Source organism: Pseudomonas sp. F-14 TE3482 (assembly GCF_053629455.1).
This window is the reverse complement of the sequence record NZ_JBRJII010000001.1, coordinates 1,553,648-1,569,349: the sequence shown is the minus strand read 5'-3', so window position 1 is coordinate 1,569,349 and position 15,702 is coordinate 1,553,648. Positions and strand designations below refer to the sequence as shown.

The window sequence follows — 15,702 nt, the reverse complement described above, 5'->3', positions numbered from 1 at the left end:
CACGTGCTCAGTGGCCGGTTAACGGGCATCCGAACAACCGTTAGTCTGGCAAGATCCAAGGCTGGCTTTCAAGGAAAGACCCATCCTTTGTTTGCACGGAACGAAGTGCAAACATTGCACCTCGCTCAGAGCCTAGCACTTAGCCCTGCAACGCACTCAGGGTCAGGTCCAGGCACTTGCGCGCCTTGGTCACCAACTCGTCGATTTCAGCCGGTGTAATCACCAGTGGCGGAGCAATGATCATGGTGTCGCCGACGGCGCGCATGATCAGGCCGTTTTCGAAGCAGAACGTGCGGCAGATCATGCCAACGCCCTTGCCTTCGTAACGTTTGCGGGTGGCTTTGTCCTGAACCAGTTCGATGGCCCCCAACAGACCGACCCCACGCACTTCCCCCACCAACGGGTGATCGCTCAGTTCCCGTAGACGCTTTTGCAAATAAGGTGCCGTTTCTGTGCGCACGCGCTCGACAATTTTCTCATCGCGCAAGATGCGGATGTTTTCCAGCGCTACCGCAGCAGCCACCGGGTGCCCGGAATACGTGAAACCGTGGTTGAAATCACCGCCTTCATTGAGCACTTCGACCACATCGTCACGCACGATCAGGCCGCCCATCGGGATGTAACCGGACGTCAGGCCTTTGGCGATGGTCATCATATGGGGCTTGAGGTCGTAGAAATCGCTGCCGAACCACTCGCCGGTACGGCCGAAACCGCAGATCACTTCGTCGGCCACGAACAGAATGTCGTACTTGGCGAGGATTTCCTTGATGCGTGGCCAGTAGCTGTCTGGCGGGATGATCACGCCGCCGGCGCCCTGGATCGGCTCGGCAATAAAGGCGCCGACGTTGTCGACGCCGACTTCCAGGATTTTCTCTTCCAGCTGATTGGCTGCCCAGATACCGAACTCGTCCGGGGTCATGTCACCGCCTTCGCCGAACCAGTACGGCTGGGCGATGTGGACAATGCCCGGGATCGGCAAGTCGCCCTGTTCGTGCATGTACGTCATGCCACCCAGGCTCGCGCCGGCGACGGTGGAACCGTGATAGCCGTTCTTGCGACTGATGATGACTTTCTTCTTCGGCTGGCCCTTGATCGCCCAGTAATGGCGAACCATGCGCAGCATGGTGTCGTTGCCTTCGGACCCGGAACCGGTGAAGAACACGTGATTCATGCCTTCAGGCGCAACGTCGGCAATCACCTTGGCCAGCTCCAGCACCGGCGGGTGAGCGGTCTGGAAGAACAGGTTGTAATAAGGCAGTTCGCGCATCTGTTTGCTGGCGGCATCGGCCAGCTCATCGCGACCGTAGCCGATCGCGACGCACCACAGGCCGGCCATGCCGTCGAGGATCTTGTTGCCTTCGCTGTCCCAGAGGTAAACGCCCTTGGCGCTGGTGATGATGCGCGGGCCTTTCTCTTTCAGCTGTTTGAAGTCGCTGAACGGGGCCAGGTGGTGATCGCTGCTCAGGGCTTGCCACTCACGGGTTTGCGGGTTGTTGCTGGTCATGCGAATTCTCCTTGGATTCCAGTGAAGGCGCGGCGATTTACAGCCGCGCCCGGCGCATCAGACGGCGAAGAGCAGGAACTCCCGCTCCCACGAACTGATCACGCGCTTGAAGTTTTCATGCTCGGCCCGCTTGACCGCGACGTAGCCCGTGATGAATTTCTTGCCCAGGTATTTTTCGATGGTCTTGCTGTTTTCCATCCGTTCCAGGGCGTCTTCGATGGTCAATGGCAAGCGCAGGTTGCGCCGCTCGTAACCACGACCCACGACCGGAGCACTCGGGTTATGCCCTTCGACCATGCCAATCAGCCCGCACAACAGGCTGGCAGCGATAGCCAGGTATGGGTTGGCATCGGCACCCGGTAGACGGTTTTCCACCCGACGGTTCTGCGGTCCTGCATCTGGAACCCGCAGGCCCACGGTGCGGTTCTCTTCGCCCCACTCCACGTTCACCGGCGCCGAGGTATCCGGCAGGAAGCGGCGGAACGAATTGACGTTGGGGGCGAACAGCGGCAGCAGCTCAGGAATGAATTTCTGCAGACCGCCGATGTGGTTGAGGAACAGCTGGCTCATGGTCCCGTCTTCATTGGAGAAAACGTTTTTGCCGGTCTCGATGCTGATGATGCTCTGGTGCAAGTGCATGGCGCTGCCCGGCTCGCCGGTCATGGGTTTGGCCATGAAGGTTGCCGCCACGTTGTGCTTGAGCGCGGCTTCACGCATGGTGCGTTTGAACACCAGAATCTGGTCGGCCAGGGACAGGGCATCGCCATGACGGAAGTTGATTTCCATCTGTGCCGTGCCGTCCTCGTGGATCAGCGTGTCGAGGTCCAGTTCCTGCAGTTCACACCAGTCGTAGACGTCTTCGAATAACGGATCGAATTCGTTCGCCGCTTCAATGGAGAACGACTGGCGACCGGTTTCCGGGCGACCGGAGCGACCAATCGGCGGTTGCAGCGGGTAGTCCGGGTCATCACTGCGTTTGGTGAGGTAAAACTCCATTTCCGGCGCCACGATCGGCTGCCAGCCGTGGTCGGCGTAGAGCTTCAACACCTTCTTGAGCACGTTGCGCGGCGACAGCTCGATCGGGTTGCCCTGCTTGTCGTAAGTATCGTGGATCACGATGGCGGTGGGCTCGATGGCCCAGGGCACCAGAAACACCGCGTTCTGGTCGGGACGGCAGATCATGTCGATGTCGGCCGGGTCGAGCAGTTCGTAATAGATGTCGTCTTCGACATAGTCGCCAGTCACGGTCTGCAACAGAACGCTTTCGGGCAGGCGCATGCCTTTTTCGGCAATGAACTTGTTGGTCGGCGAGATCTTGCCCCGGGTGATGCCGGTCAGGTCGCCAATCATGCATTCGACTTCTGTGATCTTGCGGTCTTTCAACCAATCGGTGAGCTGGTCGAGGTTGTTACTCATAAATGCCTCTTAGGCTGAGTTTCCTGGCTTTTATAAGTCAGGCGTTGTTTGACGCATCGGCGTCGCGTTGTAGAGCATGCTTGCGGCAGGCATCGCCAAATGCCTGGAAAATCGCAAGGTAGTCAGGATTCAAGCTTACCTGCCATTCGGGATGCCATTGCACCCCTAAAGCAAAAGCCTTGCCTTCGATAACAGAGACGGCTTCGATCAACCCGTCGGGTGCCACCGCTTCCACACGAAGGCCAGGCGCCAGACGCTCGATGCCCTGACCATGAATCGAATTGACTTGAATCTCGCTCTTCAGGCCTAGCCTGGCAAGTACACCGCCTGGTTGAACGTGCACCGGGTGACTTGGCGCGTACTGCCCTTCCAGCGGCAGGCTGTCGTCTTCACGGTGATCCATGAACGGACCGGCCTCGTGAACCTTCTGATGCAGACTGCCGCCGAATGCCACATTCATTTCCTGGAAGCCGCGGCAAATGCCGAGCACGGGAACACCGGCCTCGACAGCGGCGCGGATCAGCGGGAGAGTGGTGGCATCGCGTGCAGAGTCATGAGCAGTACCCGGCGCACTGGCCGGGCCGTTATAGTGAAACGGTTCTATATTAGAAGGAGAGCCTGTAAAGAGAATGCCGTCCAGAGCGTCCAGAATTTCGGACGGCGCCAGCTGATCCGCCAGGGATGGAAGAATCAACGGCAGGCCCTTGGCAGCTGAAGCCACGGCGCGTACGTATTTGTCGCCACTGATGTGATAAGCATGCAGACCGATCTGCTTTGAGCAGGCGGTGACGCCGATTAACGGCAGGCGAGACATGAAGCACCCCGGTATTATTGCTGTTATGGGTTTAAATCGAGCTTAGCCTTGTTCATTTTTTTACACAACACCCCCGTAAAAAATACAACACGGCCCGCTCAAGCTCGCGGGCGCCAAGACGACTGAAGGCAAAAAAACGCCCCAAAGTGCCTCAAAAAAGCCCCGCGAGTGCTTTTTTAGGGCAAAAAAGGCCTCGCTTGACTTCGGCATGCCGTTCGGGTTGACTGGAATCCGAAGAGATCAATGATTGATATTTTTAACAACAAAGGTGTTGCATCATGTCGGTACCCCCGCGTGCCGTTCAGCTTAACGAAGCGAACGCGTTCCTTAAGGAACATCCTGAGGTTCTGTACGTTGACCTTCTGATTGCGGATATGAATGGTGTGGTGCGCGGCAAGCGCATTGAACGCACCAGCCTCCACAAGGTTTACGAGAAAGGCATCAACCTGCCGGCCTCTCTATTTGCTCTGGATATCAATGGCTCGACGGTCGAAAGCACCGGCCTGGGCCTGGACATCGGCGATGCTGACCGAATCTGCTATCCAATCCCCGACACCCTGTGCAATGAGCCCTGGCAGAAGCGCCCGACCGCGCAACTGCTGATGACCATGCACGAACTCGAAGGTGATCCTTTCTTCGCCGACCCGCGCGAAGTCCTGCGACAAGTCGTAGCCAAGTTCGACGAGATGGGCCTGACCATCTGCGCTGCGTTCGAACTGGAGTTCTACCTGATCGACCAGGAGAACGTGAACGGTCGCCCACAACCGCCGCGCTCGCCGATCTCCGGCAAACGCCCGCATTCGACACAGGTCTACCTGATCGACGACCTCGACGAATACGTCGATTGCCTCCAGGACATTCTGGAAGGTGCGAAAGAGCAAGGCATCCCTGCCGACGCGATCGTCAAGGAAAGTGCCCCGGCACAGTTCGAAGTGAACCTGCACCACGTGGCCGACCCGATCAAGGCCTGCGACTATGCGGTCCTGCTCAAGCGTCTGATCAAAAACATCGCCTATGACCATGAGATGGACACCACCTTCATGGCCAAGCCTTACCCAGGCCAGGCGGGTAACGGTCTGCATGTCCACATCTCGATTCTTGATAAAGATGGCAAAAACATTTTTGCCAGCGAGGATCCCGAGCAGAACGCCGCACTGCGTCACGCGATCGGCGGTGTGCTCGAGACCCTGCCGGCGCAGATGGCTTTCCTCTGCCCGAACGTCAACTCCTACCGTCGTTTCGGCGCACAGTTCTACGTGCCGAACTCGCCGTGCTGGGGCCTGGACAACCGTACCGTGGCCATCCGCGTACCAACCGGTTCCTCCGATGCCGTGCGCATCGAACACCGTGTCGCCGGCGCCGACGCCAACCCGTATCTGTTGATGGCTTCTGTTTTGGCCGGTGTACATCACGGTCTGACCAACAAGATCGAGCCGGGCGCACCCGTGGAAGGCAACTCCTACGAGCAGAACGAGCAAAGCCTGCCAAACAACTTGCGTGATGCATTGCGTGAGCTGGACGACAGCGAAGTCATGGCCAAGTACATCGATCCGAAATACATCGACATTTTTGTCGCCTGTAAAGAGAGCGAGCTGGAGGAGTTCGAACACTCCATCTCCGACCTTGAGTACAACTGGTACCTGCATACCGTTTAAGCGGTTGCAGTAAACACAACGCCGCCGGCTGAGAAGGCCGAGCGGCGTTTTTTTATGGCCGCCTACGGCGGATCGCGGGCAAGCCCGCTCCCACAGGGATCGTCTGCGTATTCAATATCTGCATTCAACACATGACATTGTGGGAGCGGGCTTGCCCGCGATGGCGGCCGGGAAGACAACACACAACTCGACTCGTACAATGCCCGCTGCCCCGCAGGAGACTTCAATGACGCGCACCGCCACCATTCGCAAACCCCGCGCCCGCAGTCAGGCCCGGATCGATTCGATACTCGATGCCGCCCGCACGTTGCTGGCCGCCGAGGGCGTGGCCAGCCTGTCGATCTACAGCGTCGCCGAACGCGCGGAGATCCCGCCCTCCTCCGTCTACCATTTTTTCGCCAGCGTCCCGGCCCTGCTTGAAGCCCTGACCGCCGACGTCCACGCCGCATTCCGCGCCTGCCTGCAAGCACCCATCGATCACCATGCCCTCAACGGCTGGCGCGATCTGTCGCGACTGGTGGAACAACGCATGCTCGCCATCTACGACGAAGACGCCGCCGCCCGCCAACTGATCCTCGCCCAGCACGGCCTGACTGAAGTCACCCAGGCCGACCGCCAGCACGACATCGAACTCGGCGACCTGATGCACAAGCTGTTCGACCACCACTTCGAATTGCCGAGGCTGCCAAGTGATGTCGATGTGTTTGCGCTGGCCATGGAGCTGGGCGATCGGGTGTATGCACGCTCGGTGCAGCAGCATGGGCAGATCACGCCGCGCATGGCTGAAGAAGGGATGCGGGTGTTTGATGCTTATCTTGGGTTGTATTTGCCACCTTATCTGCCCAAGCGCGGTATTACAGCCTGATCCTCGCGGGCTTCACTGGCCCCTTCGCGAGCAAGCCCGCTCCCACAGTGGATTTCTGTCGTACAGAGAATCTGTGCCCACTGAAGATCAAATGTGGGAGCGGGCTTGCTCGCGAAGGGCGCACCGCCGAACTCACTGAATCACACGCATAAAAACCCCCGAAGGGCTCACACCCTCCAGGGTTGTTGTTTACGCACGCACTTACAACTTGGCGATCGACACCTCGGTGGATTTCACAAACGCGATTACTTCACTGCCGACCACCAGTTCCAGCTCTTTCACCGAACGAGTGGTAATCACCGAAGTGACGATGCCGGAGGCCGTCTGCACGTCGATTTCCGACAGCACGTCACCCAGCACGATTTCCTTGATCGAGCCTTTGAACTGGTTACGAACGTTGATGGCTTTGATAGTCATGATGTTGATTCCTGTCGTTGGATGAATCTTTAAGTTATTGCGCCCAACGCAATTGCGCAGGCAGTGGTGAAACAGGTTCCGGTTCCGGCGGTTGGCCAGGCAGGGACAGCACGCGGTTGAGCACTTCGGTTTCCAGCGCCGCCAGCCGATGGGAGCCACGGACCCGAGGGCGCGGCAGCTCCACATGCAGGTCGAGGCCGACTTCGCCCTCTTCAATCAGGATCACCCGATCGGCAATCGCCACTGCTTCGCTGACGTCGTGGGTCACCAGCAACACCGTGAAGCCATGCTGTTGCCAGAGCCGTTCGATCAGTTGCTGCATTTCGATTCGGGTCAGGGCATCCAATGCGCCCAGCGGTTCGTCGAGCAACAGCAAGCGCGGTTGATGAATCAACGCGCGAGCCAGGGCCACACGCTGTTTTTGCCCGCCGGACAAGGCTGCCGGCCATTCGTTGGCGCGATCCGCCAGGCCGACGGCTTCCAGCGCTTGCAATGCTTGTGGCCGCCAGTTGCCCTTGAGCCCGAGACCGACGTTGTCGATGATCTTTTTCCACGGCAGCAGACGCGCTTCCTGGAACATCAGTCGAGTGTCTTCCCGCGCATCATTCAGTGGCGCTGCGCCTGCAAGCAGCTGCCCCCCCGTGGGCTTGTCGAGACCGGCGAGCAAGCGCAGCAAAGTACTTTTGCCGCAGCCGCTACGCCCGACCACCGCGACAAACTGCCCGGCCGGAATGTGCAGGTCGATTTCACGCAGCACCTGCCGTGAACCGAAGGTTTTTTGCAGCTTGCGCACCACCAGCGGAATACCGCGCAGCAGGCGTGGAGGTTGTTGAGCCGTCATGCGGCACCTCCCTTGGCAACCTGATAAGCCGGATGCCAGCGCAGCCACACGCGTTCAAGCCCACGCGCCGCAAAATCAGCCAGCTTGCCGAGCACCGCGTACAAAAGAATCGCCAGCACCACCACGTCGGTCTGCAAGAACTCCCGGGCATTCATCGCCAGATAGCCAATGCCCGAGCTCGCGGAAATGGTTTCCGCCACGATCAATGTCAACCACATGAAGCCCAGCGCAAAACGCACACCGACCAGAATCGATGGCAGCGCACCCGGCAAAATCACTTGGCGAAACAGGCTGAAACCGGACAAGCCATAACTGCGCGCCATCTCCACCAGCGCCGGATCGACGTTGCGAATGCCGTGATACGTGTTGAGGTAAATCGGGAACAACGTACCCAACGCCACCAGAAAAATCTTCGCCGACTCGTCGATGCCGAACCACAGGATCACCAGCGGAATCAACGCCAGATGCGGCACGTTGCGGATCATCTGCACCGAACTGTCGAGCAGGCGTTCGCCCCACGTCGACAGGCCAGTGATGAAGCCCAACGCAAGACCGATGCCGCCGCCGATGACGAAACCGAGCGCCGCGCGCCAGCCGCTGATGGCCAGATGAGTCCAGATTTCACCGCTGCTGACCAGGCTCACACCGGCTTCGATCACCGCGATCGGCGCCGGCAGAATCCGCGTCGACAACCAGCCCGCCGACACCGACAACTGCCACACCGCCAGCAACAAGACCGGCAGCGCCCAGGGCGCGAGGTTGTGGATGATTTTCTTCATGGCGGCGCCTCAGCTCTGGGACGCGGCTTTGGGAAGAATGTCGTTGGCTACCATCTCGCCGAACGGGCTGACGTAACCGGCGCTTTTCGGCAGGTCCGGACGCTCGATATCCAGGTGCGGGAACAGCAACTCAGCCACCCGATAGGACTCTTCCAGGTGTGGATAACCGGAGAAGATGAACGTATCGATGCCCAGGTCCGCGTATTCCTTCACGCGTGCCGCCACGGTCGGGCCATCGCCGACCAGCGCCGTACCGGCACCGCCGCGCACCAGACCAACACCGGCCCAAAGGTTGGGGCTGACTTCCAGATGGTCGCGACTGCCACCATGCAAGGCGGCCATCCGTTGCTGGCCGACCGAATCGAAACGCGCCAGAGACGCCTGGGCACGGGCAATGGTGTCATCGTCCAGATGCGAGATCAGTCGATCCGCCGCTTGCCACGCCTCGGCATTGGTTTCGCGAACGATCACATGCAGACGAATACCGAAGCGCACGGTGCGACCGAGCTTCGCGGCTTTGGCACGAACCTGCTCGATTTTTTCTGCCACGGCGGCCGGTGGCTCGCCCCAGGTCAGAACCATTTCGACCTGCTCTGCCGCGAGGTCTTGGGCGGCTTCCGACGAGCCGCCGAAATACAGCGGCGGGCGCGGTTGCTGGATCGGCGGATAGAGCAACTTGGCGCCCTTCACGCTGATGTGCTGACCGTCGTAATCAACCGTTTCACCTTCCAGCACCCGGCGCCAGATGCGGGTGAATTCCACCGAAGCCTGATAGCGCTCTTCGTGACTGAGGAACAAACCGTCGCCGGCCAGTTCTTCCGGATCGCCACCGGTGACCAGGTTGAACAGCGCACGACCGCCAGACAAGCGATCCAGTGTCGCGGCCTGACGCGCCGCCACCGTCGGGGAAATGATCCCGGGGCGCAGGGCGACAAGGAATTTCAAACGCTGGGTCACCGGGATCAGCGATGCGGCTACCAGCCACGAGTCTTCGCAGGAGCGACCAGTGGGAATCAGTACCCCGCCAAAGCCCAGACGATCCGCCGCTTGCGCGACCTGTTGCAGGTAACCGTGGTCGACGGCGCGAGCGCCTTCAGCGGTGCCAAGGTAATGGCCGTCGCCATGGGTAGGCAGGAACCAGAAGATATTAAGGCTCATGGAGTGGTCTCCTCAGGAAATCGAATTACGGCGCTTTGGCCACGGTGGCGGGTGGCGTCCAGATCACGTCTTTGATGTTCAAGGGTTTGGGAATCAGCTTGAGCTGGTAGAAGCTGTCGGCGATTTTCTGCTGGGCGGCGACCACGTCGGGGGTCAGGAACAGCGCGCCGTAACCCTGGCGTTTCACCGAGGTCAGGGTGATGTCCGTTGGCAGGCCGAGCAGTGGCGAAACTTGCTTGGTCACGTCCTCGGGATTGGCCTTGGACCATTCACCAACTGCGCGTACTTCTTCCACCAGCGCCTTGATCACTTGAGGATTCTTCTGCGCGTAAGGTTTGGTCGCCAAGTAGAACTGATGGTTGTCGACGAGGCCTTTGCCGTCGCGCAGCGTGCGTGCTTGCAGTTGCTGTTCGGCGGCGGCCTGGTACGGGTCCCAGATCACCCAGGCATCGACGCTGCCACGCTCGAATGCAGCGCGGGCATCGGCTGGCGGCAGGAACACGGTCTGGATGTCGGTGTATTTGAGGCCAGCGTCTTCAAGCGCACGCACCAACAGGTAGTGCACGTTGGAGCCCTTGTTGAGCACGACTTTCTTGCCCTTGAGGTCCTGCACCGATTTGATCGGCGAGTCCTTCGGCACCAGGATCGCTTCGCTGTGGGGCGCTGGCGGTTCATAGGCAACGTAGAGCAAATCGGCACCGGCCGCCTGAGCGAACACGGGCGGCGTTTCACCGGTGACCCCAAAGTCGATGGAGCCGACGTTCAGGCCTTCGAGCAGTTGCGGGCCGCCGGGGAATTCAGTCCATTGCACGTCCACGCCTTGGCCGGCGAGGCGTTTTTCCAGAGTACCTTTGGCTTTGAGCAGCACCAGAGTGCCGTACTTTTGATAACCGATCCGGAGTGTCTCGGCCTGAGCTTGAGTAATGGCGCCGAAGGTTACAGCCGCAGCAAACAGAGCGACCAGACCGCGACGCAAAATGACAGTGCGCATAGCGCTCTCCTTTTTTGCAGTTGGGTTTTGGCTGCACCTGCTTGCCCGTTAGCGGGCCAGTAAGGTGGAGTACTTCAAATTCAGATGTGGCTTGAGGACTGGCTTAAATGCTCCAGCGAGCACTCAACAAACGTTCGTTCAACAGGTTTGGATCAAGCGGCTTGGGCCGACGAGCCATGGCGCTGAAAAACTGCTCCAGCGCTTCAAACAATCGTTGCGCAAGCTCCGGCGCCAATTGCGCCTGGGCGCTGCCTTCGCCGTAAGCGATCTGGCTGTCCACGGCGAAAATCCCCTGCAGCATTTCCTGGGCTTTCAACGCCGACAGCACCGGTTTGAGCGCGTAATCCACCGCCAACATGTGGGCGATACTGCCGCCGGTAGCCATCGGCAAAACCACCTTGTGGCTCAGAGCACGTTCGGGCAGCAGATCGAGCAAGGTTTTCAGCGCACCGGAGAACGACGCTTTGTAAACCGGCGTGGCGATCAACAAGCCATCGGCGTTTTCAATCTGTTGCAACAGGTCGATCACTTTCGGGCTGTCGAAGCGGGCATGCAGCAAATCTTCGGCCGGGAAGTCCCGTACCTGGTAACTCACCACTTCCACACCTTGCTCTTGTAACCAGCGTCGCGAGCGCTCCAGCAAAACCCCGGAACGGGAGCGTGGGCTGGGACTGCCACCGAGTGAGACGACCAGCATTCAGACAATTCCTTGAGCGGTGTTGGCGATTCGCAGCTTGCGATCTCGCGTTGATGGAGTGACCTTAACAGCTGATTTATATATCTATAAATCATATTTATTCATTTAGTTATGCGATATAGATCTATGTGAAACTGTTTTTCCCAGGTAAAAAAAAGGCCGTCGAAACGGCCCAAAATCCCCTGCTTTGGTTGATGCCTGTAAAAGATCGCAGCCTTCGGCAGCTCCTACAGCTGTACGCCAATCCATGTAGGAGCTGCCGAAGGCTGCGATCTTTTGACGTTTAACGATTCGGCTGCGGCGTCAGGCGCAGGTATGGCCTCACCGCGCGATAACCCTTGGGAAAGCGTTGCCTGATTTCATCTTCGTCCTTGAGCGACGGCACGATCACCACCTCATCACCGTCTTGCCAGTTGGCCGGGGTGGCCACTTTGTAGTTGTCGGTGAGCTGCAGTGAATCGATCACCCGCAAAATTTCATTGAAGTTACGGCCGGTACTCGCCGGGTAAGTAATCGTCAGCCGAATCTTCTTGTTCGGATCGATCACGAACAGAGAACGTACGGTCAGGGTGTCGTTGGCATTCGGATGGATCAGGTCATACAGGTCGGACACTTTACGGTCCGCATCGGCGAGGATCGGGAAGTTGACGATGGCGTTTTGGGTTTCGTTGATGTCCTCGATCCACCTGTGATGCGAGTCCACCGGGTCGACCGACAGAGCAATGGCTTTGACGCCGCGCTGGGTGAATTCATCCTTGAGCCTGGCGGTGAAGCCCAGCTCGGTGGTGCACACCGGCGTGAAGTCCGCCGGATGGGAAAACAACACGCCCCAGCTATCGCCCAGCCATTCGTGGAAACGGACAGTGCCGGCGCTGGAATCCTGTTCGAAATCGGGGGCGATATCGCCAAGTCTGAGGCTCATGGTGCTGCTCCTTGTGAGTGCTTGTTGAGCTCAACTGTGCCTGCATTCCTTAGAGAACAAAAAGAATAAATATCGATTTATTTAGATCATAAGTGAATATTAAATATCTGTTCACTGGACCTGAATGCACATGAGGACGAACATCGCCGACAAGGTTCGAGAAGGCCTTGAGTTGCTGCAAAGAGGGGATTTTCAAGGCGGGATTACGGGGGTGACCTCGCTTTGAAAACGCAAAAGCCCCGCCCGGCGAGATGCCGGGCGGGGCTTTTTTTTGGTTCTACGTTTTACATGAAGTTGTAAGTGTAGTTGAAGATCAGGCGAGTCTGATCCTGATCGGCGATACCGGTACTGCTGCCACGGTAGGTGCCGTGACGCAAGGTAGTGCCAAAGCCTTTCAGAGGGCCTTGCTGGACAACGTAGTCCAGGCGCATGTCGCGTTCCCACTCGGACGAATCGCTTCCACCAGTGGCGGATTTGATGTCATCGCCGTGGAGGTAGGCAATTGCAGCTTTCAAACCCGGAACGCCCAGTGCGGTGAAATCATAGGAGTATTGACCGAACGTGGTGTTCTCACCTGCGCGGACAAACTGATGGATCATGCTATCGGTAAACAGGTAGAAACTTGAGCCGCCAGCCCCTTCGTTACGACCGCTGTCATTCAAAAGGCTGCCCTGGTTCAGGTAAACGAAGCCGCCGTCATCACCGACTTGCTGGTGTCCCAACAAGAATGCGCTGCCACCCAGGGTATAGGTGAACATGGCGCTCCAGGTCTTGTTATCGACCTCGCCCGGGGTCTTGGCATAGCCACCGTTGTTGTTGAACCGATAGCCGGCGTCACCGTTGCGACCATCTGAGCTGCTGTCGAAGTAACGCAAGTCAGTCTTGAACGACTGGCCTTCGGTAATCGGGAAAACATGTACCGCGCCCAGGAAGTGCTGTTTGTAATAGTCTTGCAGGTTGGCGTAGTAGTACTGCAGGGTCAGGTCTTTGGTGACCTTCCAGTCCGCACCACCATAACGGAACTGGTTGCTGTCCTGAGTACCGCCACTCACTGCCAGGCCGGTGCTGTTGGTTCCCGCACGGCCTACGGCATGCTCCAATTGACCGCCGTTGAAGGTTACGTTGTCGATTTCCTTGGAGGTGATAGTGCCACCTTCAAAGGTTTGCGGTAGCAAACGACCATCGCTGGCTATCAGAATCGGCAAGTTAGGCGCCAAGGCACCACCCAAGTGAGCCTCGGTCTTGGAGAACAGCGCCTTTACGTTGCCGGATAGACGACTCCAATTGTGTACGGCCGAACCGTCGGTGTCGCTTGGAACAAAGGAGTTGTTATCCGGGTGATGACCTTTGCCGCCATCGAGGTGGATACCGACCAAGGCCTGGGCGTCGATACCAAAACCTACGACGCCTTGGGTGAAGCCGGACTTATAGTCGAACTTCAGGCCGGTAGCTGTTTCGCGCTGATCGGAACCGCCTTCACGGTTATCGTTATTGAAATACAGGGTACGGGAACTGACGGACGCCTTGCTGTCTTCGATGAAACCGGCGGCGCCTGCCTGCTGCGCCAAAACCCCTACGGCCACTGCCAGGGCCAAGGTGGACTTCTTCATTGTTTCGCTCCTCTCGTTCTAATTTTTATGCTCTTTGGTCTCGGGTCTAACGCCCCAGATCCACAGATGCGCGATTAGCACTGGTCCATGACTGACAAGTCAATCGTAACCATGTGTGTCTACGACCAAGGTCTAACCGCAATGATTTGGTCCCTGCAGGGTAATGATCTCCATATAAATCCAAAAAGAATTATTTCATTCTTTTTAATATCTTTTAGGAATATACCGTTATGACCGGGATCCGAACCGGGATACACGGTATCGGCTCATAAGCTAATTCCTAAATGGTATTTATTGACGTTTTTCTAGATCGATTAGCTTTCGACGTATTCCCCATACGTCAATCACTTTCGAAAAGGCGACGCCATGATGGCCAAACGCGCACTATCTAGTCAAATTGTTACAGTTTATGTATCGCTGATATTTTCTTTTTTCGCTGACGTATTGGGGCGTTCGCAAGGATTTACGCCGCGATGACCGGCGCCAATGATGTGCCGGAGCTGCTGGTCAGCTCGGTATTTTTCAGCCAAGGCGAGGGGGGAAACGGCGAAGTGCTTGAAGGGACAAGAGAAGGTCGAGATACAGCCGGATTATTCGCCGTATGTCAGCGCGAAATTCATCACTGAGTAACACGCAAACCTGTGGCGAGGGACCTTGCTCCCCTCGCCACGAAAGCCAACACGGACAGCCCCCGTCAGAGGGCTTTTTCGAAGATCTTCGAATTACGCTGATAGTTGTAAAGCGACGCCCGCGCCGATGGCAGGCGTTCGACGCTGCTCGGCACGAAACCCCGCTCACGGAACCAGTGGGCCGTCCGGGTCGTCAGTACGAACAAGGTTTTCAGCCCTTGAGCCCGGGCGCGGGTTTCGATGCGTTCCAGCAGTTCATCTCCGCGACCGCCATGGCGGTACTCCGGGTTCACCGCCAGACACGCCAACTCCCCCGCATCCGAATCGGCAATCTGATACAGCGCGGCGCAGGCGATGATCATGCCTTCGCGTTCGACCACGCTGAACTGCTCGATCTCACGCTCCAGCACCTCGCGGGAACGCCGTACCAGAATGCCCTGCTCTTCCAGCGGGCTGATCAAGTCCAGCAAACCGCCGACGTCTTCAATGGCCGCCTCGCGTACAACTTCGAATTGCTCCTGGGCCACCAGCGTACCGCCACCGTCACGGGTGAACAGTTCGGTCAGCAACGCGCCATCTTCGGCGTAGCTGACGATGTGACTGCGCGCCACCCCGCCCCGGCACGCTTCAGCGGCCGCATCCAGCAGCTCGGCTTGATAGTTGTTGCCCAAACGCTGCAAATGCGCCGGCACTTGCTGCGGGCGCAATTCGCGGACCAGCCGGCCATTTTCGTCGATCAAGCCCAAATCGGCGCCGAACAGCAGCAGCTTGTCCGCCCCCAGATCGATAGCTGCACGGGTGGCGACATCCTCGCAAGCGAGGTTGAAGATTTCACCGGTCGGCGAGTAACCCAACGGCGACAACAGCACGATGGAGCGTTCGTCCAGCAGGCGATTGATGCCCTTGCGGTCGACCCGGCGCACTTCGCCGGTGTGGTGATAGTCGACACCCTCAAGTACGCCGATCGGCCGTGCGGTGACCAGATTGCCGCTGGCCACCCGCAGGCGCGAACCCTGCATTGGCGATGAGGCCATGTCCATCGACAGCCGGGCTTCGATGGCGATGCGCAGTTGACCGACCGCATCAATCACGCACTCAAGCGTCGCCGCATCGGTGATGCGCATGCCATGGTGGTAATGCGGAGTCAGGCCGCGAGCGGCGAGGCGGGTTTCAATTTGCGGGCGCGAACCGTGAACCAGCACCAGTCGCACACCCAGGCTGTGCAGCAGCACCAGGTCGTGGACGATGTTGCCGAAGTTCGGGTGCTCCACGCCGTCGCCGGGCAGCATGACGACGAAAGTGCAATCGCGGTGGGCGTTGATGTAAGGCGAAGCGTGACGAAGCCAATTGACGTATTCGGGCATGAACCTGGGCCTGTAATAAATAGCAGCCGAAAAAAGGGTA

14 protein-coding genes and 1 pseudogene are annotated in these 15,702 nt (G+C 58.3%); 3 read left to right on the top strand and 12 right to left on the bottom strand.

Annotated elements, in window-relative coordinates; all coding sequences use genetic code 11:
- Positions 1-139: 139 nt before the first annotated feature.
- From AB7M26_RS06955 to AB7M26_RS06945, 3 genes are read right to left on the bottom strand one after another with little or no spacing between them, the layout of a single operon-like run.
- Positions 140-1,504 carry an aspartate aminotransferase family protein gene (locus tag AB7M26_RS06955; protein ID WP_123500357.1) on the bottom strand — a complete coding sequence of 455 codons (1,365 nt, stop codon included), beginning with the start codon at positions 1,502-1,504 and terminating at the stop codon, positions 140-142.
- Between the two features lie 57 nt (positions 1,505-1,561).
- Positions 1,562-2,920, bottom strand: coding sequence for a glutamine synthetase family protein (locus AB7M26_RS06950; RefSeq protein WP_123500359.1), 1,359 nt, complete (start codon positions 2,918-2,920; stop codon positions 1,562-1,564).
- A gap of 37 nt (positions 2,921-2,957) precedes the next feature.
- Positions 2,958-3,734, bottom strand: coding sequence for a gamma-glutamyl-gamma-aminobutyrate hydrolase family protein (locus AB7M26_RS06945; RefSeq protein WP_123500361.1), 777 nt, complete (start codon positions 3,732-3,734; stop codon positions 2,958-2,960).
- 278 nt (positions 3,735-4,012) lie between these two features.
- Here AB7M26_RS06945 and AB7M26_RS06940 point away from each other — a divergent pair, with 278 nt between their 5' ends.
- Entirely contained in the window at positions 4,013-5,389 is a 1,377-nt protein-coding gene (locus tag AB7M26_RS06940; protein ID WP_007897683.1) for a glutamine synthetase family protein, read from the top strand.
- A gap of 226 nt (positions 5,390-5,615) precedes the next feature.
- Positions 5,616-6,254, top strand: coding sequence for a TetR/AcrR family transcriptional regulator (locus tag AB7M26_RS06935; protein WP_123500363.1), 639 nt, complete (start codon positions 5,616-5,618; stop codon positions 6,252-6,254).
- Positions 6,255-6,455: 201 nt separating this feature from the next.
- Here the strand turns inward: AB7M26_RS06935 and AB7M26_RS06930 are convergent, their stop codons facing one another.
- The 8 genes from AB7M26_RS06930 to AB7M26_RS06895 form a co-directional block, all read right to left on the bottom strand.
- Positions 6,456-6,671 carry a TOBE domain-containing protein gene (locus tag AB7M26_RS06930; protein WP_003229256.1) on the bottom strand — a complete coding sequence of 72 codons (216 nt, stop codon included), beginning with the start codon at positions 6,669-6,671 and terminating at the stop codon, positions 6,456-6,458.
- 34 nt (positions 6,672-6,705) lie between these two features.
- Positions 6,706-7,512, bottom strand: a complete 807-nt coding sequence (gene ssuB, locus AB7M26_RS06925) for an aliphatic sulfonates ABC transporter ATP-binding protein (protein WP_123500365.1) — start codon at positions 7,510-7,512, stop codon at positions 6,706-6,708.
- Positions 7,509-8,291, bottom strand: a complete 783-nt coding sequence (gene ssuC / locus AB7M26_RS06920) for an aliphatic sulfonate ABC transporter permease SsuC (RefSeq protein ID WP_123500367.1) — start codon at positions 8,289-8,291, stop codon at positions 7,509-7,511. The genes ssuB and ssuC overlap by 4 nt, the downstream gene beginning before the upstream one ends.
- 9 nt (positions 8,292-8,300) lie before the next feature.
- A complete protein-coding gene (ssuD, locus tag AB7M26_RS06915) occupies positions 8,301-9,449 on the bottom strand; it encodes an FMNH2-dependent alkanesulfonate monooxygenase (RefSeq protein ID WP_123500368.1) in 1,149 nt (382 codons plus the stop codon).
- Between the two features lie 25 nt (positions 9,450-9,474).
- Complete coding sequence (locus tag AB7M26_RS06910; protein WP_123500370.1) at positions 9,475-10,440, bottom strand: sulfonate ABC transporter substrate-binding protein; 966 nt, start codon at positions 10,438-10,440, stop codon at positions 9,475-9,477.
- Positions 10,441-10,543: 103 nt separating this feature from the next.
- Positions 10,544-11,137 (bottom strand): NADPH-dependent FMN reductase, encoded by a 594-nt coding sequence (ssuE, locus tag AB7M26_RS06905; protein ID WP_007899466.1) that lies wholly within the window; start codon positions 11,135-11,137, stop codon positions 10,544-10,546.
- A 283-nt stretch (positions 11,138-11,420) separates the two neighbouring features.
- On the bottom strand, positions 11,421-12,059 hold the full coding sequence (locus AB7M26_RS06900; RefSeq protein WP_123500372.1) for a peroxiredoxin: 639 nt from the start codon (positions 12,057-12,059) through the stop codon (positions 11,421-11,423).
- 284 nt (positions 12,060-12,343) lie between these two features.
- Positions 12,344-13,669 (bottom strand): OprD family outer membrane porin, encoded by a 1,326-nt coding sequence (locus AB7M26_RS06895; RefSeq protein WP_123500374.1) that lies wholly within the window; start codon positions 13,667-13,669, stop codon positions 12,344-12,346.
- Between the two features lie 467 nt (positions 13,670-14,136).
- Here AB7M26_RS06895 and tauA point away from each other — a divergent pair.
- A pseudogene (gene tauA / locus AB7M26_RS06890) lies at positions 14,137-14,299 on the top strand (taurine ABC transporter substrate-binding protein); the annotation flags it as partial.
- A 64-nt stretch (positions 14,300-14,363) separates the two neighbouring features.
- Here tauA and argA read toward each other — a convergent pair.
- Positions 14,364-15,662, bottom strand: a complete 1,299-nt coding sequence (argA, locus tag AB7M26_RS06885) for an amino-acid N-acetyltransferase (RefSeq protein WP_123500376.1) — start codon at positions 15,660-15,662, stop codon at positions 14,364-14,366.
- Positions 15,663-15,702: the final 40 nt, after the last annotated feature.

Excerpts from the sequence above, each read along its gene's own strand:
- AB7M26_RS06955 (WP_123500357.1), bottom strand. The coding sequence starts at position 1,504 with ATGACCAGCAACAACCCGCAAACCCGTGAGTGGCAAGCCCTGAGCAGC.
- ssuC (WP_123500367.1), bottom strand. The coding sequence starts at position 8,291 with ATGAAGAAAATCATCCACAACCTCGCGCCCTGGGCGCTGCCGGTCTTG.
- AB7M26_RS06910 (WP_123500370.1), bottom strand. The coding sequence starts at position 10,440 with ATGCGCACTGTCATTTTGCGTCGCGGTCTGGTCGCTCTGTTTGCTGCG.
- ssuD (WP_123500368.1), bottom strand. The coding sequence starts at position 9,449 with ATGAGCCTTAATATCTTCTGGTTCCTGCCTACCCATGGCGACGGCCAT.
- AB7M26_RS06900 (WP_123500372.1), bottom strand. The coding sequence starts at position 12,059 with ATGAGCCTCAGACTTGGCGATATCGCCCCCGATTTCGAACAGGATTCC.
- argA (WP_123500376.1), bottom strand. The coding sequence starts at position 15,662 with ATGCCCGAATACGTCAATTGGCTTCGTCACGCTTCGCCTTACATCAAC.
- ssuE (WP_007899466.1), bottom strand. The coding sequence starts at position 11,137 with ATGCTGGTCGTCTCACTCGGTGGCAGTCCCAGCCCACGCTCCCGTTCC.
- AB7M26_RS06945 (WP_123500361.1), bottom strand. The coding sequence starts at position 3,734 with ATGTCTCGCCTGCCGTTAATCGGCGTCACCGCCTGCTCAAAGCAGATC.
- AB7M26_RS06940 (WP_007897683.1), top strand. The coding sequence starts at position 4,013 with ATGTCGGTACCCCCGCGTGCCGTTCAGCTTAACGAAGCGAACGCGTTC.
- AB7M26_RS06935 (WP_123500363.1), top strand. The coding sequence starts at position 5,616 with ATGACGCGCACCGCCACCATTCGCAAACCCCGCGCCCGCAGTCAGGCC.
- AB7M26_RS06950 (WP_123500359.1), bottom strand. The coding sequence starts at position 2,920 with ATGAGTAACAACCTCGACCAGCTCACCGATTGGTTGAAAGACCGCAAG.
- ssuB (WP_123500365.1), bottom strand. The coding sequence starts at position 7,512 with ATGACGGCTCAACAACCTCCACGCCTGCTGCGCGGTATTCCGCTGGTG.
- AB7M26_RS06930 (WP_003229256.1), bottom strand. The coding sequence starts at position 6,671 with ATGACTATCAAAGCCATCAACGTTCGTAACCAGTTCAAAGGCTCGATC.
- AB7M26_RS06895 (WP_123500374.1), bottom strand. The coding sequence starts at position 13,669 with ATGAAGAAGTCCACCTTGGCCCTGGCAGTGGCCGTAGGGGTTTTGGCG.